Here is a 22,406-nt window from a genome sequence, read left to right on the forward strand (position 1 = left end):
CGCCCATCTACACTGAAAACAGCGATTAATCGGCTGTAAACCAGTATGAGCACAGAGTCACAACAGAATTTGACGCGCACAACCATGATGGGCATGGTCGTTGGCTCCATGGTGGGTGCCGGTATCTTTTCCCTCCCCGCCACCTTTGCCAATGCCACTGGTCCATTTGGCGCTCTGATCGCCTGGTGTATTGCCGGCACCGGTATGTTGATGCTGGCATTCGTGTTCCAGACCCTGGCGGTGCGCAAGCCAGACCTCGATGCCGGTATCTTTACCTACGCGAAAGATGGTTTCGGAAATTACATCGGTTTTATGGCGGCTTTCGGTTTTTGGGCTGGCAGCTGCCTTGGCAACACTACCTATTTTGTACTGATCAAATCGACCCTGGGCGCGGCAATTCCAGCCTTTGGTGAGGGAAACACCATTCCCGCGGTTGCCATTTCGTCGGTCATACTGTGGTCCATTCACTTCATGATCTTACGCGGCGTTAAACAGGCTGCCGCCATCAATAAAATCGTCACTGTGGCTAAGATCATACCGATCATATTGTTCATCATTATTGTTGCAGTGGCCTTCAAGAAAGACCTATTTGTCGACAACTTCTGGGGTGGTGGCGACTACAACATGAGCGACGTCTTGTCGCAGGTTCGCCGCACCATGCTAGTTACTGTATTCGTATTTATCGGTGTCGAAGGTGCCAGTGTATTTTCACGCTATGCGAAAAATCGCGCTGACGTTGGCTGGGCAACGGTAATGGGTTTTCTCGGCGTCCTCTGTCTGATGATTCTGGTTACCCTGCTGCCCTACGGGGTAATGCTACGGCCGGAAATCGCAGATTTGCGTCAGCCTTCCATGGCGGGTGTTCTGCAGGCTGTGGTAGGCACTTGGGGCGCCGTATTTGTCAGTGCAGGACTGATCGTTTCAGTTCTTGGCGCCTATCTGGCGTGGACACTGCTGTGTGCGGAAGCACTGTTTACGGCATCAAAATACGACCTTGTTCCCAAAATCTTCGGACGCGAGAACAAGAACGGTGTGCCCGCCATCGCGCTTTGGTTAACCAATATCCTGGTACAGATTTTCCTGATTCTTACCATCTTCGCCCAGTATGCGTTTGACCTGACCCTGGAACTGACCAGCTCGATGACGTTGATTCCCTACCTGCTCGTAGCGGGCTACGGACTGAAACTGGCGTTTACCCGGGAGACATACGAGTCCGATCCTTCGGGATTGCGTACAAGAGAGCTGGTGATCGGCGCCATCGCGACGCTGTATACCTTTTTCATGATTCTCGCCGGTGGCCTCGAGTACGTATTGCTTTCCTGCATTCTTTTCGCACCCGGAACCTTGCTGTTCATCTTCGCGCGCCGGGAACTCAACCTGCGCACTTTTACCGCCAAAGAATTAATCCTTTTTTCGCTGATCGTTATCGGGGCCATCATCGGTATCTACTCCCTGATCACCGGCGCCATCGTTCTTTAAAAGAAGGTTCTTTAAAAAGAGGTTTTCATGGCCAAAGCCAAGTCAAAGTCTACTGCGACGCTGGGTGTTCATTCCGAGGTCGGTCAGCTGCGCAAAGTGATGGTCTGTGCGCCCAGCCTGGCGCACACCCGTTTAACGCCCACCAATTGCGACGATCTGCTGTTTGACGATGTGCTGTGGGTTCAGAATGCCAAGCGCGACCACTTCGATTTTATGACCAAAATGCGCGACTTCGGCGTCGATGTGGTGGAGATGCACAACCTGCTGGCGGAAACCGTCGCCATCCCGGAGGCCCGCAAGTGGCTGCTGGATCGCAAGGTCACGGTGAACAACGTTGGCATTGGCATGATGGAAGACACTCGCGGCTACCTCGAGAGTCTCGAGCCTCGGGAGCTGGCGGAATTCCTAATCGGAGGCTTATCGGTCATAGATCTGCCCGATGAATTCTCCAGATCCGACTTTATGGAGCTTGCCCGTGAGGCCCACGGTGCGACCGAGTACTTATTACCACCGCTGCCAAACACTCTGTATACCCGCGATACGACATGTTGGCTGTACGGCGGCGTTACCCTAAACCCCCTGTACTGGCCCGCGCGCAAAGAAGAAACCTTCCTCACCACTGCCATCTATAAATTTCACCCGATGTTTACCAAGGAGACCTTCGAGGTCTGGTGGGGAGACCCGGATACCAATTTCGGCCTCGCCACTGTGGAGGGTGGTGATGTAATGCCGATCGGTAACGGCATCGTACTTATCGGTATGAGCGAGCGTACATCGCGCCAGGGCATCTCGCAGCTGGCGGCGGCGCTGTTTGAAAAGGGCGCGGCGGAACAGGTGATCGTCGCCGCCATGCCCAAACTGCGCTCGGCGATGCACCTGGATACGGTGTTCACCTTTGCCGATCGCGATGTGGTCACGCTCTACCCCGAGATAATGAATCAGGTACACACACTGGTGGTACGCCCGAAAGACAATCCGCAAGACCTGTATATCACGCTGGAAAACAAGCCATTTGTGGATGTGGTCGCCAAAGCCCTGCACCTGAAAAAAATCCGTGTGGTGGAGACCGGTGGCGATCACTACGCGTCGGAGCGCCAGCAATGGGATAGCGGCAATAATCTGGTGGCAGCCAAGCCCGGTGTGGTGTTTGCCTATGATCGTAACACTTATACCAATACCCAATTGCGCAAGGAAGGTATTGAGGTGGTCACCATCGTCGGTGCAGAACTCGGCCGTGGCCGCGGCGGCGGTCACTGTATGACCTGCCCGATTGTTCGCGATCCCGTCGACTTCTGACGACTTCTGACGACTTATCACCCGGGCATCGGCACTGGCGCCACACCGAACTACAGCTCCTGCCGTATGAGACATCTTCACTATGGCTGACACTGGCGAACGTAAACCTATTCGCACTCCATCAGTCATCGATGCGCTGATCCCCCTGTTGACACTGGCACTGCTGATCGGCGGCTCCCTGGCACTGTTCGGCATGGCGGCGCTGGATGGTCCCATCCAGACCGCATTGATTGTTTGCTGCATGGTGGCCGCGTTGATCGCCCTGAAAAACGGGCACCCGTGGACCGCCGTACAGAAGGCCGGCCAGGGGGCACTGGCATCCATCACCAGTGCCATTTTCATCTTACTCGCGGTTGGTGCGCTGATCGGCAGCTGGAATCTCTCTGGCACCATTCCCACGCTGGTCTATTACGGTATTCAGGTTCTCTCGCCTACCTGGTATTACGTGGCGAGTGCGGTGATCTGTGGCGTGATCGCCATGGCCATCGGCAGTTCATGGACCACCGCTGGGACCATCGGCGTGGGATTGGTGGGTATCGCCACCATGCTGGAAGTATCCACCGCAATCACCGCGGGCGCTGTGATCTCCGGCGCTTACCTTGGCGACAAGCTGTCGCCGCTCTCGGAAACCACGATTCTTTCCTCGCAGATGGTCAAGGTGGATGTCTATACGCACATCCGCAATCAGGCATGGACTTCTGTACCCGCGTTTCTGTTTGCCGCCGTTATTTTTACCCTACTCGGCCTCGGACGGGTGGATGTCGAAGGACAGACCGAACTGCAAAAAGTGGTGGAGCTGGATTCGCTCAACGGTATCTACCGGATTACCGCCCTCAATCTATTACCGCTCCTGTTGCTGGTCATTATGTCGATCCGCAAGTTTCCGGCGTCGCTATCACTACTCATTTCTGCGATGTTTGCCGGTATCCTCGGCGCCTTTATACAACCAACGGTCTATAGCGAATTTGCCGGGGAGAATCAGCTCGGTATTGGCGGCGCGGTCAAAGCCATCTGGCTGGCAATGGCGAACGGTTTCTCCATGGAGTCCGGCGTTGCCGACGTCGACCGACTGCTGTCCCGCGGTGGCATGTCGAGTATGCTCAACACCCTCTGGCTGATTATGGGTGCCGTAACCTTCGGTGCGCTGCTCGATGAATTTGGCCTGATCAAGCGCTTGATCAACCCGCTGATCTACCGCGCAAAGACCGTTGGCGGCCTGTTCCTGACGGTATTTGCCAGTGCTTTCGGCCTCAACGTCGTCGCAGGAGATCAGTACATTGCACTGGTACTGCCTACCCGAATTTTTCGCGCGGAATTCGAAAAGCGCGGACTGGCACCGCAGAACCTGTCGCGACTAGCGGCAGACTGCGGCACCGTCACATCGCCATTGGTTCCCTGGAATTCGTGCGGTGCCTTTATGGCTGCGGTATTGGGTGTACCCACACTACTTTTCCTGCCGTTTTGCCTGTTCAATATCGCGAGTCCCGCGCTCAGCGTGCTGTATGGCTATACCGGGTTCAAGCTGGTGAAGCTGGATTCGGCATCGATCTCCGAGTCCGGCGGAAACAGCTGAGCCTGCTGACGCCATTCGGTACTGAGCGTATACTTGCGCCATGAAATTTTGCAGCCACTGTGGCCACTCCGTCGTATTCGAAATCCCCGCCGGGGATGACCGCCCCCGCCATCTGTGCCGGGATTGCGGCGCCATTCACTATGTCAATCCACGGGTAATCGTCGGTGTATTGCCCTACCTGGGCGATCAGGTATTGCTGTGCAAGCGTGCCATTGAGCCGCGCCACGGGCTCTGGACCCTGCCGGCGGGCTTTATGGAAAACGGGGAAAGCAGTGAACAGGGTGCCCTGCGGGAATCCTGGGAGGAGGCACGGGCCAATATCCGGGTCGACGAGCTGTTTTCGGTCTACGACATCCCGCATATCAATCAGATATACCTGATCTATCGCGGCGAACTCACCGATACCAATTTCGGCCCCGGCCCGGAGTCTCTGGAAGTGGAGCTATTTGATCAGAAAGACATCCCCTGGGAGGAGATGGCTTTTCCGGTGATGACCCAGACGCTGAAGCACTATTTCAGCGACCGGGAGAAAGGCGTTTATGGCCTGCACCGCGGAGTGATCGAACGGAAGCTCTGATCTGAATTACACGGGAAAGGCCCACTAAGCGCAGCGATCATCCAGCCGCCACAGATCGAAGGCGGGTTCTTCGTAGGGGTGGGCGCTGCGAATGGCGGCGAGGACCGCGTCCACCACCTCGTCGGCACACACGGTTTCTACTCGGTATTCCGCAACCTGCTCCACCTGCCCGGTCTGCCCGATAAACGGCTGACTGCCGTCCAGCGGGCGGAACTGACCCATCCCCAACACCTGCCAGCAGCAACTGTCGTAGTCGCCGATACGCCCAGCGCCGGCAGCAAACAATGCCTGCTTCACCGGCTCCAGGTGCGACTCGGGAATGTAGACGCAAAGTTTGTACATCGTCAGATCACGAACTTCAAAATAACAGGGTCATCAGCTTGCGCTGGTAGGTGGTGGCGACCGGGTCACCGGCGCCCAGTGCCTTGACGATATCGAGGTAGGCCTGCTTGGCAGCACCTTCGGCAAAACCCATATCTTTGCGCAGCAGTCCCAGCAAAATCTCCAGCGCCTCTTCGTGACGATCGGCCTGGCTCAGCTGTACCGCCAGTTTGTAGGCTGACTCCTGGTCGTCCGGGTTTTCCGCCAGCGCCTGTTGCAGCGCCTTGATTTCCGGGGAGTCTGCCGCCTGCAATTTCAGCTCCAGCTGCGCCATCAGCTGCTGGTAATCGGCATCCTGATCCGCCATCAGAATCTTGCCCAGCACCTCTTCGGCATCCTTTGCGCGATTCTTTTCCAGCAGCACCGCCGCATACTGCTTGGCGATATCCGCCCGCTCGCCGGAATCCCCGTAGGCCTGACGCAACAGCGGCAGCGCCTCGTCCAGCTGGTCTTCGCCAATCAGTTTCTGCGCCTGCTGCAGCTGCAGGTCCCAGGACTTGGGCAGGTACTTGTCCAGCATCTCGCGGATCTGCTTTTCCGGCTGGGCACCGGCAAAACCGTCTACCGGCTGGCCGTCTTTCAGCAACATCACCGTCGGCAGGCTGCGCACGCCCAGCTGGCCGGCGAGCGCCTGCTCGGTATCCGCATTCAGTTTTGCCAGCAGGAACTGGCCGGCGTATTCATTGGCGAGCTTTTCCAGAACCGGCATCAGCTGCTTGCAGGGCTCACACCATTCCGCCCACACATCCACCACCACCGGGCGCTTCATGGATTCCTCGATCAGCACCTGCTGAGCATTCTGGGCGGTTACGTCAACAATGAATTCTTCCACTTTAACTCCTGAATTGGGCAACTTTGCCTGCACCGCCACATTTGGCCAAGGCGGCCAGTGATCGGGCAAATTTAGCGCGCTATGATACCGGATTCAGCGCTGATCGCAGCCCGATGGCTCGAAAATCCCCGGGCGCCCAGGGTAACAGGTAAACTGCCGCCAGAACCCGCAACTCCATGCCCACAACCCTATGCCCACAGCCTCACGCCCGGAACTGACCATGTCCAATCCCATTCACAAAGTTTCCCTGCTGTTCGCCATGGAAGAAGAGGCCGCCCCTGTCATCGCCGCACTAGGCCTTGCCAGGGATTCGGCGCTGCATGATAGCGACCTGCCGTTTGTCACCTATTCTGGCTCGGTGGGAGATCTGCAATTGTCGCTTACTGTGAGTGGGCAGGATCCGCGCTTCCAGGTGGAGAACATCGGCCCGGTTGCGGCCACCTTGATGAGCTACACCACCATAGACTGTTTCTCGCCCGACCTGGTGATCAGCGCCGGCACTGCCGGCGGCTTTGCCGCAAGAGGGGCAGAAATCGGCACCGTGTACCTGAGCGATGATCGCTTTGTCTTCCATGATCGCGTGGTGCCCCTGCCCGGGTTTGATCAATCTTCTATCGGGCACTACCCCGCGTTGAATGTGCGGCGCATGGCAGCTGACTTGGGCCTGCCCACTGGGATTGTGTCTTCTGGCAGCTCGCTACAGAAGCATCCGCGGGATATTGACGTGATTGAGACGTTTGGCGCCGTCGCCAAGGAAATGGAAGCCGCGGCTGTAGCCTGGGTGTGCATGTTGAAAGGCACCCCATTTGTGGCGGTAAAGTCCATCACCAACCTGCTCGATCACCCGGGCGAATCCGAAGCACACTTTGTGGAAAACCTGGCCCGGGCTAGCCAGTGCCTGCAGCAGCAAGTCTTGCGGGTATTAACGTATCTTCACGGCAAGACCATTGAACAGCTCTCCGACTAGTTTGCGGCTCCACTTGCTGGCGCCGCGTGCACAGGCCATCCGTTCAATTTTCAGCCCGATCTCGCCGTTTACAAGCCATCTGGTCAAGGCGAGGAACCACTCACTCTAATTAGTCATGATTCCCAAACACCAATACGTAGTTTTAGAAAGCTAAATCAGGTGTGCTCCCACTGTCATATTCCGCTGGCGTAATGGCCATCCCGATAAGTACTTCTGACCAACCATTACACCTTCTATTGGGGGAACCATGACCAAGTTGAATCCACTGGCCGCCGCCATCGCGCTGCTGGCTGCGCCCTGTGCCCTGGCGCAGACCGCCAACGGTAATACATCTCCAGAAACGAGCTTGCAGGAAGAAGTGGTCGTTGTCGGCCATATCGTGCGTGGCGAAATGGCCGCGAGCGAAGCCCAGAGAAATTCCGACCGTATCATCAACGTGATCTCCGCCGACGGCATCGGCAAACTGCCAGACCGCAACGCCGCCGAAGCGGTACAGCGTATTCCCGGTGTATCCATCGAGCGCGACATGGGCGAAGGCCGCTTTGTCGCAGTACGCGGCCTGCCCTCCCAGTGGAGCAGTTCCACCGTCAATGGCAACCGCCTGCCTACCGCCGAACAGGAAACCAGCCACCGCGGTACTGCTTTCGACTTCCTGCCTTCCGAAATGATCGAGCGCGTGGAAGTGAGCAAGGCCATTACCCCGGATATGGATGGCGACGCCATCGGCGGTAACGTCAACTTCGTAACCCGTACTGCACCTGACGAGTTTACCCTGGCCTTCAACGTTGCAGGTGGCACCCACGAGCGTGCCGAGGGGTCCGACTACTCCACCAACCTGACCTACGGTGACCGCTCGGAAGATGGCCGCTTCGGTTACATCGTGAACGCCACTGCATGGAACCGCGAATGGGCCACCGACAACTACGAGCCTCGCCGCGGCAGCGACGGAATCGGTGTGCGCCGCCTGGAACTGCGCGATTACACCGGCACTCGCGACACCTACGGCTTGAACCTGGGCAGCGAGTACCTGCTGGAAGACGGCCGCGTTTATGCCACCGCGCTTTACGGCACCCTGCAGGACGACGAAACCCACTACAAACACCGTCTGCGTTTCGATAAGGACCGCATCGAAGTCCAGCACATCTATAACGAAATGATTACCGAGATGAAGGGGCTGGAATTCGGTGGTGAGCACGCCCTCAGCGACGTAACCAATCTGGAGTGGAAGGCCGCGCACTACGACAACGAATTCCGCTATGACAACCATCCCAACACCGAAGACAATGCCTACTTTGTTGCCCGCTTCGACCAGACCAATGTCGGCTTTGTCGGCCTCGAAGACCGTGGCGCCGGCAACCTGGCCTACAACATCGTCGACGGCGGCCGTGACCCCTGGGATGCCTTCAGCAACCATTTGCCGGAAGACTTTGAGATGGACCCGAGCCAGATGGCGCTCGCCGAAATCCAGCTCTACAAGGGTTACATCAATGAAAAGGACAACATCGTTCTCAGTGCTGACCTGACGCACGATATGAATGGCAGCCTGACGTTGAAGTTCGGTGGCAAGTACCGTGACAAGGAACGCATCTCCACCTATTCCGATGAATTCTACAAGTGGGACACCGCCAACGGCCCGGTGCCGGTACTCGGCGATTTCGCCCTGAGCGACCAGCCCGGACGTACTGATTACCTCGACCAGTTGAGTGTGGCCCTCGCTGACCAGTTCACCAAAGTTGCTTCCGTCGGCGCGATTAAGGATTTCTGGAACAACAACCGTGACAACTTTAATCTCGATACCAATGCCTCCGCGCTGATCGAAAACGGCGGTGCCGGTGGCCGTCACTTCAACGTGTTTGAGAAGCACACCTCCGCGTATGGAATGGCCACTTACACACCGGACGAGCAGTGGACCATCGTCGGCGGCCTGCGCCTGACCCGCACCGACACCGAAGTGGAAGGCTGGGCCTACGAGGTAGATGCCGAGGGCAATGGTTCCGCTGAATTGGTGACCCAGGACAAGAGCTATCTCTCGGTGCTGCCATCGGTACACCTGACCTACGCGGCCACCGACAACCTGAATTACCGCCTGGCAGTGAGCCGCACCTTCGCCCGCCCGGACTTCGGCTATCTGACACCGGGATCCCTGTACCGCGAGGCGGACTTCGAACTCACCTCCGGCAACCCGGAAGTGGATCCCACTTACTCAAACAACCTCGACCTGATGATGGAGTATTACTTCGAGCGTCTCGGTCTGGTTTCAGCTGGCTTCTTCTACAAGGATATCGTCGACCCGATTTTCCAGAGTGTCGAAATCGGTGATTACAAGGGCGTTGACGGGGTTACCAAGATCCGTCCGGACAACGGCGACAACGCATCCCTGATGGGCCTTGAGCTGGCCCTCAACCGTTCCCTCGATTTCATTAACCCGCAGTTGCAGAACTTCGGCATCCAGGCTAATGCCACGTTCATGGATTCCGAAATGAATATTCCGGGTCGTGAAGATTCCGTAAGCATCCCCCGTCAGGCAGATTCCCTGTACAACTTCGGGGTTTACTACGACGACTCGGTATTCGCCGCGCGCCTGGCCGTAAACCACAAAGGCGCCTACATCGAGGAGCACGGCGACTCCAAGGACTCCGATACTTACTACGGCGAGTACACCAGCCTGGATATGACGGCGTCCTATACCATTAATGACAGCGCCATGGTCTACCTGGAACTCAACAACCTGACCGATGAGCCGCTGTACTACTACCTGGGCAGTGACCAGCGCCCCTTGCAGTACGAATTCTACGGCGCTAAAGGCATGCTGGGATTCAACTACAATTTCTGATCGGATTGACGCTCAGAAACGAATAAGCGGGCCATTCGGCCCGCTTCTTTTTTCGCTGAAAAAAACCAAACGCGTTAGGCTACTTCGGCCGTAAGCTCCAGCGACGTCACCACATCAATCAGGGCCTTGGTCAGAGGTGTCGATACCCGCTCGTTCAGGACCACCAGGCTGCTGGAAGTTTTCAGTGCGTCGCACTCTATCCGGCGGGTGACAATATTGGGGTGATCCACATGTTCATCCTCGGCCACCACAGAAATACCCAACCCCTGCCCTACGGCCTCGCGAATCGCCTCGCGGCTTCCCAGCTCGTACAACACATTTACCGAGATTCCAGCTTGTTCCAATGCCGCCTCGAACATGGAACGCGTCAGGGAACCGTCTTCGCGGATGATGAAGTTCTGATGGAAAAAGTCGCGGATCGATAATACGGGCTTTGCAACCAGTGGGTGATCACCAGGTAGAATGGCGATCAGGCTATACTCGTAGCAGCGAAAGGACTGCTGGCCGGTTCTGCGCCCCTCGGGCACAAAAAAAGCCGCATCCACTTCCCCCAGCTCGAGTAACTGCTGAATCTTCTTCGACGATGCAAACGATACCTTGAGCTTGATATTCGGGTGACGATGATTGAATGCCTTGATAATACGCGAGACCTTGTAGGGACTCACCGCAGCGATATGGATTTCACCCGCCTGCATTTGCGAATGGCACATCATCAGGTATTCCGCTTCCCGCACGGAATTGAGTGCTGACTTGAACAGCGGTAGCAATGACAGACCCAGGTTCGTCAGGCGATTATTTTCCCGGCGACGTACAAATAGCTTTGCATTGTAGTACTCCTCCAACAGGGAAATCTTGTTCACCAGCGACGGCTGGGAGATATCCATCTTGTGGGCAGCCTCCTTGAAGCTGCGGTATTTCGCCAGGGCACAGAAGGCCTCCATCTGGGACAGGCTGATTTTACTTCCAGGCATAGGGTTTCACTGCATTTTGGCTATCGGTAATGGACTTGGCAGAGCGGGCACATAGCCCCAACATACCCAACAAAAATGTCACAAAAATGACATGGAACAATAAAAATACGGGGCTAACTCCAGCAGCAGCCCCGTCATTACGACTTACAAACTTCGAGTGACCCGGCGACTTTGTCAGGTCAATCTCAGCCGAACACAATCTGTTCAGGAGGGATCAGTTTCCACACGCGGGATGCTTGGTCCCCGCCGTGGTATTCGTCAAACCCAGGAAATCGAGAATATGCGGAGTAGTGCCATCGACCTGGGTCAGACTCAAACTATTCAGGTTGCCCGCACAGTAGCTCGCCTTGGAGGGATTCAGGTAGTTGTTATTCAGGATAACGAAGGTATTACGTTCAGAAGTACTCTGACCTCCGTGACCGGAATTGAGGCCGCCGTGGTCAGAGGTCACCACAATCAGCCACTCTTCATTCTGATAGTTCGGTCGCTGAACCAGCGCGTCCAGGACTTGTTGGATCTGAGCGTCTTCCGCACTGAGTTTCTGCTGATAGGTCGGGTGCAGCGGATCATAGCTCTGGGTGTGGATGTCCACATTGTGCAGGTAGTAGAAAATGGCTACCGGAGGGTTGGGCATATTCAGCCAACCCTTAACCGTATCCGTCGCCTGCTGTGAGTTCTTGCTGCTATTGGCCACAACATAATTGACATCGCCCGGCAGCAGATTGTGTGTCAGGTTGTACCAATCTGCCACCACCGCGGTTTCCGCCGTGGGATACGCCTGCTTGATCAGGTCGAATACATGGGGTTTCTGCAGCGCAAGGCCGCTGCTATTGGAGGTGACCCCGTGCTCATCAGCCCAGTAGCCGGTAAATACCGAAGACCAGCCGGGCCCGCTGTAGGTGGACTGGATACCCCCGGCGACCACGTTGCTGTGAAAAGCACCAGAGCCAATGAGCGCATCCATGGCCGGTGTAGACGCACAGCCGGCACACTGAATACTGTCACCGCGCAAACCATCGATACCGATCAACAGCACATGTCGATTCCCCGGAATCGGATTCGGCACACCGGTAGGCTGGTTACGCGCATAGTGATCATAGGGGTTGCCCGCGTAGTCGGTTTTCAGGCCGCCCACCAGATCGGCAGACTTGTCACTCAGGTCGCACTTACTATTGCTTTTGTGATAATCGAAAGAGAGGCACCAGGCAGAACGCGAAGATTCGGTACAGGCTGTGGCACAATCCTCGGGCGTCACACCGCTCAGCTGTTCGGTGTTATAGCCGGAAATAGCGGCGTTTTCGGTTACGGTAAATTGCGGCAAAGCCGGCTCACGCAGGCTGTAGTGATCGTAGGGGTTACCCGAATAATCGGTCTTCAGGCCACCCACATCAGCGGCACGCCTGTCACTCAAATCGCAGGCACTACTATTTTTGTAGTAGTCAAAAGACACACACCAGTCATTCAGTGCCAGGCACTCTACGGCACAATTTTCCGGTGTTACACCGCTTAAGTGCACATTGTTATAGCCGGAAATTGCCGCATTTACGGTTTGAGCGAATCGGTCAATATCGGCGCCGTTGACCGCAAATGATGTCGCGGCCAAAAAAGTACCGATCAGGGCACAGTTTCGGTTCAGGGCAGAGTATCGGTTCAGGGTACGGTATCTGTTCATGAATTCTCCTCAGCAGACAGGTCATTAAATTTGGTGTTAAAAAAAGCCTCGACAACGTCGAGGCAACGATTTAAGACCAGTCAATTGACAGGAGAGAGAATCCAAATACAGTTAAATCAAAACACAACTAGGCAAAGGCTAACCGGGAGCCGCCCGATAATCATCATTCCTTATGGCCGCTCCCCGGCATTGAGGCGACGATTAATATCATCAACAACTCCCGGGAAGTCGGCAATGGTATCAATAACATAGTGAGGCTTTGCGCCTTCTAGCCGCGACAGAGCCCGCTCCCGCGCAATACGTTTTTCAGACTCGCTTGCAACCAGAAACTGCTCCAGAGTCAGCCCGGATTCATTACCGGAAAGGGTCAGTGCCACGGTCCACATACCGGCATTGCGCCCTTCTTCAATACCCGGGGCAGAATCATCCACCTTGATACAGTGCGCAACATTTTTGATGCCCAATTCAATCACATTCTGCAATGCCATCCAGGGTCCGGGGCGGGCACCCGCGGACAGGTCATCGGAGGCCACAACACAATCCGGGCTGTAACCGTTTTCGGCGGCTTTTGCACACAGGACTTCCATAACCGGGCGTGGGTAGCCGGAACAGGAACCGATCTTGATCTGGGAATCCCGCAGAAAGGCAATGGTATCTGCAGTGCCGGGAATCAGCTCGGCATGATCAACCACTTTTTTGATCTGCAAAGGCATAAAGGTATCGTAGATAGCATCAACATCCGCATCGCTCATGGCGCGTCCAAACTGTGCCTGCCAGCGGCCATTGATGGTGGAATCATTCCCGAGGGTACGGATATGGTCCCACTTGCCCAGTCCCATGGGACCACGTGCCTCTTCCAGTGACAGTTCAAAATCAAAAGCGGCCTTAAACGCCTCCACAAAAATGGTGGTAGGTGCAAAGGAACCGAAATCGACGGTGGTACCGGCCCAGTCAAAGACCACACCTTCTACGGCTGGCATAGTGCATCTCCTCGTTGCATAAAGTCTTCCCGGAACAGGGACGTTAGTTTGAAAATGTCGCCATTGAAATTCCGCCCGCGATCGCCGGACGATGCCTTGGCCACCAGTTCTGTCCACTGGAACACATCGTATCCGTAGGCGGCCGGATTCGTTTCCACACCGACGTCGCGGAAGAAATCCTCCAGCCGGTCCGCCGCCTGCAGGTAGTCACAGTCAAATATCATCTCGATATCACCCGCCAGGGTTGTGCCGGGCTCAATCGCACGAATGATCATCGGCAGCGTGAAACTGCAGGCGACTCCATGTGGTAAGCCCTTCTCCAAGGTCACTGCGTAAGAGATGTTGTGGGCAATGGAGGTTTTGGTATTGGAGAACGCCATGCCTGCAAACAGTGAAGCCTGCAGTAATGCCTCCCTGGCCTGGTAGTTCGACGGTGACTCTATGGCTTCCGGCAGTGCGACAAGAACGAGCTGTGCCGCGCGGATCGCAAACAAACTGCTTACCGGGTTGCGATTGACATTCCAAAGGCTTTCCAGCGCATGTGACAGCGCATCGAGTGCAGTACTGACGGTAATCGACTCGGGCAGGGAGAGCGTCAAGGTAGGATCCAGCAAAGCCGCCCGACCATATAATGCCGGATCCGACAGCGAGTGCTTAACCCCATTGTCCGGATCCCAAACGGTTGCCCAGCAGGTCACCTCACTGCCGGTCCCTGCGGTAGTAGGGATGCTCACATAGTCAATCGGGTTTTCGATGGCGTCCTTGCTGGCAAGCAGATTGCGCAGCGGGACCCCCTGCCCTACACAACCGCTAATTACCTTGCAGGTGTCGATTACAGAACCACCACCCAGGGCAACCAGCAGTTCCGGACGCTCTACGAGGCCGCTTATCTTGTCGATCAAACATTGCAGGCCTGTAATATCCGGGTTTTCATCGATATTAGTCACTACCGCTACCGGGCCGTATCCCACCGCCGCCGCTACCCGCTCCAGGTACTGCCCGAATATCGGCGCATCATAAGTGAGCACGGCATAGCGGCGGTTTGCAACCAACCTTGCTAACGAGTTTAGTGCGTCCTCACCGGCGATGATTTCTACCGGATTCCTGTATAACCACATAATCAATTCCAGGGTTCAACTCAAAATTCGGGTACAAGCGTCCCTTCTGCTGCGGCAAACGCAACAGTCTGGGAATAGGTAACGTGTTTGCGGTGGTATGTAGTCCGGTTAGCGAACCAGTTTGCGCAACCGTGCGGAGATCAGGTCTGCGGCGAACACCAGGCCGAGAATCACCAGCACGCAGGCCGCGGTATTTTCATATTCGAACAGTTTCATGGTGGTCATCAGTTCAAAGCCAATGCCTCCAGCACCGACCATGCCCAGAATCGTGGATACCCGGATATTCGCTTCGAGGCGGTACAGGATGACACCCAGCCACGCCGGCAGAACCTGGGAAATAATCGCGAACAGGATAATATGCGGCACACTGCAGCCGGCGGATTCCATTGCTTCTACCGGGCCGCGATCGATCTCCTCAATGGCCTCGGCGAAAAATTTTCCCAGCATGCCCGCGCCGTGCAGCGCCAGGGCTAGCACTCCGGCAAAGGGCCCCAGCCCCACCGCGGCGACGAAAATCAGCGCAAGAATAATTTCATTAATACCGCGACCGATATTCAATACCTGTCGCGACAAGTGATATATCGCCGCGTTTGGAGAAAGGTTGCGCGCGGCAAAGAAGCTCAGCGGAATCGCCAGCAGTATCGCGAACAGGGTTCCCAGCAGCGCAATCTGTACAGTCTGCAGTGCAGGGCCGATCAGATTGTCGGTGATATAGGAAATATTTGGCGGCAACATCCGCGACAGGAAATCTGCAATCCAGGGCAGACCATCTACCAGTTTGCTAAAACTCGTGCCGGTGCCATTGATCAGCCAGATCAGAATGAGTGTTGAAACAACTGCGACCGGCAGCAAGACCCACCAGCCCAGCGCATTTTGCGGGCGGCTGGCAACAAAGGTATAAGAAGAAACTGACATACTGGCCTCACACCGCTTGCGCAATTTGCGTTTTTTGCTTGCGAATTTCGTCGGACATCCGCACCACAAGCTTGGAAATATTGTCGTCTTTGATTCCCGGATAGATCGCTTCAATGACCTCGGGCGTCACCTGCTCTGGCGGTCCATCAAACACGATCTTGCCACCGGCAAGACCGATGATGCGCGTAGCGAATTCCATCGCGTAATCGATCTGGTGAAGGTTACACAGCACGGCGATATTGTTCTTGCGGCAGGCATCCCGCAGATAATTGAGTGCTTCCCTGGAGGTTTTTGGATCCAGACTGGCCACCGGTTCATCCGCCAGCATCAACTCTGGTTTTTGCGCCAGGGCACGGGCGATACCCACCCGTTGCTGCTGTCCGCCACTCAGGTTGTCAGTCCGGGTCCACGCCTTGTCGGTAAGTCCTACCTGCTCAATCGCCGACAGCGCAATATTAACATCGTGTCTGGGGAACAGTTGGAAAAAGCACGACCAGAACGGTAGCCGCGACATGCGCCCAACCAATACATTCTTGACAACACTGAGCCGGCGGATGAGATTGTGGTGCTGAAACACCATGGCAACGCGCTTGCGCAAGACACGGCGGTGGGACTTTTTACCGTAATCACACTGCAGGCCATTGATGATCATTTCCCCGGATGAAGCGGGGGTCAGGTGATTCAGGCATCGCAACAGGGTCGATTTACCCGCACCGGATTGCCCGAGAATTACCACAAATTCTCCGGCGTCCACCTTAAAGCTGATGTCTTCGAGCACATAGTCGGTATCGTTGAACGATTTGTATAAATTGCGTACTTCAATCATTTTGCTGCGCTCTTCAAATAGTGTTTGTCGCGGCCGTATATTGGGGTCGCCTTAGGTTCGAGGCGGTCTATTTCCGGGCCAGGCGCGCGGCTTCGCGCACAATGTCGTAAGCACTGTCATCCGTCGCGCGGTATTCACTCACCTGTCCCTGGTCCCCAAACTGCACATCGCGGATACTCAGGAAGGCGTCACGGAGCTGTTGTTTCGTTGTTTCCGGCAGGTCCTTACGCCACACCATGGGGGACTCTGGAATTGCGCCGGAACGCCAGATCACGCGCAGGTCAGCCTTGTCTATCTGGCCCTTCTCGACAGCGGCACTGAGAATCCGGTCGGCCACCGTCGCGGCATCTACACGGCCATGTTTCACCGCCAGCAAATTGGCATCGTGGGCACCGGTATAGATCACGTTGCGGAAGTCGTTGCGGGGATTGAGGCCGGCCTTCTTGAGGCCCACCATGGGAAATACATAACCGGATGTAGAGGTCGGGCCGACGAAGGCAAAATCACGTCCTCGCAGCTGCTCAACACTTTGAATATCCGAGTCGGCACGCACCACTATCTGACTGTGGTAAGCCACTCCGCCCTTGTCTTTTGTCTCCGCGACGGCGAATGCTTCGACATTGGCAACCTGGGCCGCCTTTACATAGGAGAAGGGTCCCAGATAGGCCACGTCCACATGCCCGGCCCTGAGCGACTCGATCACGCCGTTATAGTCCGTCGCAACGAAGCCCTCTACCTCAACACCGAGCTTCTGCTCCAGAGCGGTCATCAGCTGCCTGGACTGTCGAATCATTGCCCGTGAATCCTCAGCCGGGATCAGTGCAATACGCAGGGGTTCAGAAGCTTGTACCAGCGTCGCCAATACCATGGCGATGGTGCCAAGCATTAGCCCCGTTGAGTGTCTTATATTCATTAAATACCTCCTGAACCCGGATCTAGTAAACGACGCTACCCTTTGCTGTGCTGTCATTATCACGTCACACCAATGACACAATTGTGAAAACTGGTTTAACTCCCAACCCACTTAGTTCATATAAATTGAATTAATTGCAGGGAAGCGTTCATCCTAAAGTCATCTTTTAAACAGAGACCGATAGAGAAAGATGGGTCACAAGCCGGTGTCCAGGCAGTGAGAATGCACACGAGACACAGAGCAGCAAGTCGCGCCCAGAAATGGACACTATGAGATGAGGGGGTCAGCGAAGAAAAACAGGAGTGAGCAGACCGAATAAGGCAAGCCGAAGGATCGCCAGCGAGCGGTTACTATCGGTAAACCTGGTCCGGTCCATAGGCGAGTTCCAGTGCCGCGCGCTCTGACTTGCGCAGGCCTTTGACGACCAGGCCGTAAGACCGGTCCATCATCCGCTCGATTTCATGATCCGGCACACTGCCGTCCAGTAACACCGTGTTCCAGTGTTTCTTGTTCATGTGGTAACCGGGTAAAACCCCGGAAAATATATCCCGCAGGGCCTGGGCTTCATCCGGGTCACACTTCAGGTTGGTGCGAGCCAAACCATCCTGAGTTGCCAGGGTAGCGAACATTTTTCCCTTGATTTTGAACACCGCCACATCGGGGCCGAAGGGAAAGTCCTCAACGGTTTCGGGACGAGTAAGCAAATAGCTGCGCGCGCTGGAATAGTTCATGGGGCTAAATGTTGATGAAACCAGTCTGCCACTGCCTGGATATAGGCCTGGCGATTTTTGTTGAAGCTATGGCCGTCGCCCTCGAACTCCACCAGGCGGTGTTTGAATCCCAGGGTTTCCAGGCGCTGATCCAGCTTGCGGGACTGTTCAATGGAAACCCGATCATCTGCACTGCCGTGTATCAGCAGGATCGGGACCTCCCGGTTCAGTGAATCCGCCCAGTAGAGTACCGAGCGACGCTGCAGTGCCGTCGATTTATCGTCGTCGTACCCGGGTATTCTGTTGCGGAATACTTTTTCCATGTCCGGGCGCTCTTCCAATCCTGCGGCCAGGTCCGAGACGCCCGCAGCCACGACCAGTGCCCTGGCGGGCACCCCGGTTCGCGCGGTCATGAAGGTCTGAATTCCACCGCGACTGTGTCCCCACATGCCAGTTCTTTCCGCATCGGCGCCCTGAATATTCGGGATCAGGTCGATCAACTGGCGTAGTCGTCGCTCCAGCAGCTATCCGCGTTCTTGATCCGCGGCGAGGACTCGTCACCGGTTTCCTCGGCCCAATTCACGCCGGGTGTCATCAAGGCTGGCAGCATTGCCAGTAGCACCACGAAAGACTTTGTCGGACACATGGCTTTGTCCCGCACGCCAAAGATTACCAGTTCAGTGAAGACGGCAGACGCGGTGAAGACAGCAGTTTGGAAAAGCGTTGCCAGTGCGCTTGCTCTGAATCCTCGCCCTGCTCCACGTACTCTTTTACCAACTGCTTGCCCCAGTTGTAATTGATCACATAGGCACCGTAGGTATCCACAAAGCGCACCCGCTGCCGGGCCTTTTCGGGGCTCATCACAGCGTATTGCTGAAAGTGTTCTACGGCTTTTTCGCGGTCAATGTCGCCATTGATATACTGGCGGGCGACCACATTTTCGGCAAAACTGAGCTTGCCTTTCAGTGCCAGAACCTGGTCATACTTTTCTGCCTGCTGGGGATCCAGCCCCGCCAGTGGATAGAGCACTTCTTTTTCAAATGCCAGTCGCTTTTCTCCCGGGAAGGCGAGATCAATACCGTAGTTTGCACTGCCCTCGGCGATCAGCGACTGTGGACTGAACAATGGGTAAACACTGTATTCCACCCACCCCTGGTCTTTCACCAGGGTTTGCTCCAGCAACGCGTTGTAGGTGTGATGCCCCGGGTAACCTTCGTGGCAGCCGAGATCAATCGCGCGGTCAATATGAATGGGGAGCTCGGTGTTGATCTGGATCAGGCTCTGGGCATTACCCTGATACCAGTTGTAACCGCTCCAGGGTTTGTCCTGCACATACTCCAGCACGAAGTTTTCATTGGCGGGCAGCTGCACATGGGCTTTGGTTCTTTCCCGGCAACCTTTGATGGCGGCGTCAAACACCGCGGCCATTTTATCGGCGGGAATTTCGAACTGGTCCTGAAAGGCTTTCACCCGCAGGTACAGTGGTTCCTCCCCTGGCAACAGCTGTTCCAACTCTGCCAGCACCGGCTCAAATTCACTGTACTCTTGTATCGGTGGTGCCGTGTCGTATAGCGCCAGTGCCTCGCGGTCAAAGTCACGGAAGCTGGCATCAGCGAGGTGGTGTGCATGGTAAACCACCGCCCGCAACTGGGTTTTTAGGTAGTGGGCACGCAGGGTATCCAGATCCGATGCCGGCTTTACCTGTTGCGGCAGACGCGCCAGTAACTGTTCCGCGCGGCTGGCCAATTCTGCCGCCGTCGCAGGATCCTGCATTGCTGCATCCTTCCACTCGGCCGGCCCATAGTAGGCATCCACGTAACTTCTGTCGTGATTGCCCAAGGTCAGCACCAGCCGCACATAGTCCTGCGCCAGCTGATCCATATCCAGGCTATCCAGGCCCTCCGCGGGCGCTGCTTGCTGGTCATTCGCCGTGGGCTTCGTCGATGCCGCCGTATCACGCTTTTCCGCCGGGGACTGCCGGTTGTCGCAGGCGGTAAGGGCGAGGAGAGAGCACAGCAACAAGAGCAGTAACAGAGGTAGCGTTTGACGAGAAAATGATTGAATCACGGTAAGCCTTATCCTGATATTGAGTTGACTATTTGTGTAGCGAGTCTAGCGCCTGAAAACCCAGGGCTCAGGGCACCAGCGCAATTTCCGGAGGCAGCTTCGACAGTTCCTGCTTGATCCACTGCAAAAACAGCTGCACCTTGCGTGTCCGGTGCATATCCCGGTGCGTAATCAGCCACAGGTCTATCCGCCAGGACTCCGGTGGCCGCAGCATCTGGCGCAACCCTGGATTACTGGCGGCACCCCAGCAATGCAAGGGCGCCAGCCCCACACCTTGCAAAGCCGCATCTTCAAAGGGCCCGAACTCATTGCAGCGGAACACCACCTGTTCGTCGGGCACACTGCGCGCTATCCAATCGATAAATGGCACAAAGGCCATTTCTTCGATGGCACTGACAAACCGGTGCCCCTCGATGTTTTCGAGGCTTTCCAGCGACCCACATTCCCGCACATAGTCTTTCGACCCGTAGAGACTATGCTGCAGGCTGGCGCCCAACTGCACCACATAATCTGGTGCCGTGGGGCGGGCGCCAGGGCGAATGCCAATATGCGCCTCACCGTGCTCCAAGCGCAGGTGGCGCCGATCAGCCACTATCTGCAGACGCACCTGTGGATAGCGCTGCTGAAATCCGCGCACGATTGGCATCAGCTGCGGAATAAGGTTATTGACCGTGGTAACGATGAGAGTTCCGCGGAGCTCCTCATCTACCCCCTGTACCCGGCCGACCAATTGATCCAGCTGATCCTGCATGTTTTCCGCGGCACTCATCAGCATGCGGCCGGCTTCCGTGGGAATGTAACCGCGGGCATGACGGTGGAAAAGGCGGGTTTTCAGCGCCTTTTCCAGAGCGTCGATGCGCCTTAACACCGTGGTGTGCGATACCTCCAGCTCCAACGCCGCTCCCGACAGGGTACCCGCCCGGGCCACCGCCAGCGCATAGTGCAGGTTGTTCCAGTCTTTAACCGCCACGCCAAATCCTCGGATGGTGCCTGGTTTCCGTTCTGTGGTCGCTATTCGGGCTCCCCACTGATCTCAAGCAGGCTAGACGAATCACACCTTCTGTGCAAATACGCACAGCAGCATTGCGTAGAGTGCATTTATGTTCTTCCGCGAATCGGCCAGAATCCCTGCCATTGAAGTAATCCCCGGCGTCCAGCCCTTTGGCAGACGGGCCCGGAACCAGATAAAGAGGGTTCCCCATGAGCACTGCAATCACCGACGTAACCAACGACCAACGCAAACCGCGTCTGCTGGCGCTTGCCGGTAGCCTGCGCAAAGACTCCTACAATCGCAAACTGGCTGCCAGTGCCGCACAGCTGGCCCGTGAAGCGGGTGCGGAAGTGGTTGAAGTCAACCTGCGTGACTATCCCCTGCCTCTGTTTGACGAGGACCTGGAAGCGGCCGGCATCCCGGACAATGCACGGGCATTGAAAGACCTGTTTGCGACGGCCGATGGCCTGCTGATCGCAAGTCCGGAATACAATGGCTCGGTAACGGCCGCACTGAAAAACATGATCGACTGGGTTTCTCGCCCGGATGGGCAGTTTGCGCGCGCAGAGCTCTTCGCCGGCCGCCGCGCGGCGCTGTTCGCCACCTCACCCGGTGGCCTTGGCGGCATGCGCGGCCTCAATCACCTGCGAGACATTCTGCAGCCACTGGGTACCTGGATAAGCCCTACCATGCTGGCAGTGCCCAGCTCGATGAACATCTTTGATGAGCACGGAAAACTGGTGGACGAAGTGGCGACCGCGCAATTGCGCGACCTGGTGCAGCAGACGATTACAGCGATTCCTACGCCAACAAATCAGGCATAAACGGACCACGGAGGAAGCGCCAGCAAGGAGGGGCGGCGGATCTTCAGCTCTGCTCCTCGTAGCGCTTCCAGTAACGCTGCATTTTCAAAAAAAGGAAGGACGCCGTCCAGGTAATCAACACCAGTCCGGTCAGCGCTTCCAGGCCCGCAGTGAAACGCAGCTCGCCATGAGGCTCTACATCGCCAAAACCCAGCGATGTATAGGTGGTGAAGGAGAAGTACACACAATCGATCAGCGTGCCGTTGAAGTTGCCGGTAAGCGTGCCAAAAAATGGCGAGTTATACATAAAGTAGTAACCCACCGCGAACATCCAGATCTCCAGCACATGCCCCACCAATGCACCGAAAACACCAATCAACACACCCAAATTGCGGCGCAGCTTGAGTTTGTGGCCGAGAAAAAACAGGCTGTTGAGCACCTCGTGATGGATCACGACAGCAAACGACACCAGGGCGGCATTTATCAGAAAGGAAAGCAGCAT

General features: G+C 56.1%; 22 protein-coding genes. 7 read left to right on the top strand and 15 right to left on the bottom strand.

The window, feature by feature from the left end:
• The first annotated feature begins 45 nt into the window (after positions 1-45).
• From GRX76_RS15840 to GRX76_RS15855, 4 genes are all read left to right on the top strand, one after another.
• Positions 46-1,479 (top strand): basic amino acid/polyamine antiporter, encoded by a 1,434-nt coding sequence (locus GRX76_RS15840; protein ID WP_160154192.1) that lies wholly within the window; start codon positions 46-48, stop codon positions 1,477-1,479.
• Positions 1,480-1,506: 27 nt separating this feature from the next.
• Positions 1,507-2,775, top strand: a complete 1,269-nt coding sequence (arcA, locus tag GRX76_RS15845; protein WP_160154193.1) for an arginine deiminase — start codon at positions 1,507-1,509, stop codon at positions 2,773-2,775.
• Between the two features lie 82 nt (positions 2,776-2,857).
• The gene (gene nhaC, locus GRX76_RS15850; protein ID WP_160154194.1) at positions 2,858-4,348 is read left to right on the top strand and encodes a Na+/H+ antiporter NhaC; all 1,491 of its coding nucleotides are present in this window, start codon (positions 2,858-2,860) and stop codon (positions 4,346-4,348) included.
• Positions 4,349-4,388: 40 nt separating this feature from the next.
• Complete coding sequence (locus GRX76_RS15855; RefSeq protein ID WP_160154195.1) at positions 4,389-4,925, top strand: NUDIX hydrolase; 537 nt, start codon at positions 4,389-4,391, stop codon at positions 4,923-4,925.
• Between the two features lie 24 nt (positions 4,926-4,949).
• Here GRX76_RS15855 and GRX76_RS15860 read toward each other — a convergent pair whose 3' ends face one another.
• Together GRX76_RS15860 and trxA are read right to left on the bottom strand one after the other, a co-directional pair.
• Entirely contained in the window at positions 4,950-5,267 is a 318-nt protein-coding gene (locus GRX76_RS15860; protein WP_160154196.1) for a YqfO family protein, read from the bottom strand.
• A gap of 16 nt (positions 5,268-5,283) precedes the next feature.
• On the bottom strand, positions 5,284-6,138 hold the full coding sequence (trxA, locus tag GRX76_RS15865; protein WP_160154197.1) for a thioredoxin: 855 nt from the start codon (positions 6,136-6,138) through the stop codon (positions 5,284-5,286).
• A gap of 220 nt (positions 6,139-6,358) precedes the next feature.
• Here trxA and GRX76_RS15870 point away from each other — a divergent pair, with 220 nt between their 5' ends.
• On the top strand, positions 6,359-7,105 hold the full coding sequence (locus GRX76_RS15870) for a 5'-methylthioadenosine nucleosidase (RefSeq protein WP_160154198.1): 747 nt from the start codon (positions 6,359-6,361) through the stop codon (positions 7,103-7,105).
• A gap of 247 nt (positions 7,106-7,352) precedes the next feature.
• A complete protein-coding gene (locus tag GRX76_RS15875; protein WP_160154199.1) occupies positions 7,353-9,938 on the top strand; it encodes a TonB-dependent receptor in 2,586 nt (861 codons plus the stop codon).
• Positions 9,939-10,012: 74 nt separating this feature from the next.
• Here GRX76_RS15875 and GRX76_RS15880 read toward each other — a convergent pair whose 3' ends face one another.
• The 12 genes from GRX76_RS15880 to GRX76_RS15935 all read right to left on the bottom strand — a co-directional run bounded on the left by GRX76_RS15880 (position 10,013) and on the right by GRX76_RS15935 (position 21,080).
• Positions 10,013-10,909: a LysR family transcriptional regulator gene (locus tag GRX76_RS15880; protein ID WP_160154200.1), complete on the bottom strand. Its 897-nt coding sequence runs from the start codon at positions 10,907-10,909 to the stop codon at positions 10,013-10,015.
• A gap of 214 nt (positions 10,910-11,123) precedes the next feature.
• Complete coding sequence (locus tag GRX76_RS15885; RefSeq protein WP_160154201.1) at positions 11,124-12,581, bottom strand: PAN domain-containing protein; 1,458 nt, start codon at positions 12,579-12,581, stop codon at positions 11,124-11,126.
• A gap of 170 nt (positions 12,582-12,751) precedes the next feature.
• Complete coding sequence (phnX, locus tag GRX76_RS15890; protein ID WP_160154202.1) at positions 12,752-13,561, bottom strand: phosphonoacetaldehyde hydrolase; 810 nt, start codon at positions 13,559-13,561, stop codon at positions 12,752-12,754.
• Positions 13,549-14,679, bottom strand: coding sequence for a phosphonoacetaldehyde reductase (locus tag GRX76_RS15895; RefSeq protein ID WP_160154203.1), 1,131 nt, complete (start codon positions 14,677-14,679; stop codon positions 13,549-13,551). Before GRX76_RS15895 ends, phnX begins: the two co-directional genes overlap by 13 nt.
• A 108-nt stretch (positions 14,680-14,787) precedes the next feature.
• On the bottom strand, positions 14,788-15,594 hold the full coding sequence (phnE, locus tag GRX76_RS15900; protein WP_160154204.1) for a phosphonate ABC transporter, permease protein PhnE: 807 nt from the start codon (positions 15,592-15,594) through the stop codon (positions 14,788-14,790).
• A 7-nt stretch (positions 15,595-15,601) separates the two neighbouring features.
• Complete coding sequence (gene phnC / locus GRX76_RS15905; protein WP_160154205.1) at positions 15,602-16,420, bottom strand: phosphonate ABC transporter ATP-binding protein; 819 nt, start codon at positions 16,418-16,420, stop codon at positions 15,602-15,604.
• A gap of 67 nt (positions 16,421-16,487) precedes the next feature.
• The gene (gene phnD / locus GRX76_RS15910) at positions 16,488-17,333 is read right to left on the bottom strand and encodes a phosphonate ABC transporter substrate-binding protein (protein WP_201276844.1); all 846 of its coding nucleotides are present in this window, start codon (positions 17,331-17,333) and stop codon (positions 16,488-16,490) included.
• Positions 17,334-17,683: 350 nt separating this feature from the next.
• The gene (locus GRX76_RS15915) at positions 17,684-18,064 is read right to left on the bottom strand and encodes an MmcQ/YjbR family DNA-binding protein (RefSeq protein WP_160154206.1); all 381 of its coding nucleotides are present in this window, start codon (positions 18,062-18,064) and stop codon (positions 17,684-17,686) included.
• The gene (locus tag GRX76_RS15920) at positions 18,061-18,543 is read right to left on the bottom strand and encodes a S9 family peptidase (protein WP_160154207.1); all 483 of its coding nucleotides are present in this window, start codon (positions 18,541-18,543) and stop codon (positions 18,061-18,063) included. Before GRX76_RS15920 ends, GRX76_RS15915 begins: the two co-directional genes overlap by 4 nt.
• Positions 18,540-18,689 (bottom strand): hypothetical protein, encoded by a 150-nt coding sequence (locus GRX76_RS15925; RefSeq protein ID WP_160154208.1) that lies wholly within the window; start codon positions 18,687-18,689, stop codon positions 18,540-18,542. The genes GRX76_RS15920 and GRX76_RS15925 overlap by 4 nt, the downstream gene beginning before the upstream one ends.
• Positions 18,690-18,712: 23 nt before the next feature.
• Positions 18,713-20,110 (bottom strand): hypothetical protein, encoded by a 1,398-nt coding sequence (locus tag GRX76_RS15930; RefSeq protein WP_236250412.1) that lies wholly within the window; start codon positions 20,108-20,110, stop codon positions 18,713-18,715.
• A 67-nt stretch (positions 20,111-20,177) separates the two neighbouring features.
• On the bottom strand, positions 20,178-21,080 hold the full coding sequence (locus GRX76_RS15935; protein WP_160154209.1) for a LysR family transcriptional regulator: 903 nt from the start codon (positions 21,078-21,080) through the stop codon (positions 20,178-20,180).
• A gap of 230 nt (positions 21,081-21,310) precedes the next feature.
• Here GRX76_RS15935 and GRX76_RS15940 point away from each other — a divergent pair, with 230 nt between their 5' ends.
• A complete protein-coding gene (locus tag GRX76_RS15940; RefSeq protein ID WP_160154210.1) occupies positions 21,311-21,925 on the top strand; it encodes an NADPH-dependent FMN reductase in 615 nt (204 codons plus the stop codon).
• 43 nt (positions 21,926-21,968) lie between these two features.
• On the opposite strand, the gene GRX76_RS15945 is transcribed toward GRX76_RS15940, so the two are convergent.
• On the bottom strand, positions 21,969-22,406 hold the full coding sequence (locus GRX76_RS15945; RefSeq protein WP_160154211.1) for a potassium channel family protein: 438 nt from the start codon (positions 22,404-22,406) through the stop codon (positions 21,969-21,971).

This window comes from Microbulbifer sp. ALW1 (genome assembly GCF_009903625.1).
GTDB lineage: Bacteria > Pseudomonadota > Gammaproteobacteria > Pseudomonadales > Cellvibrionaceae > Microbulbifer.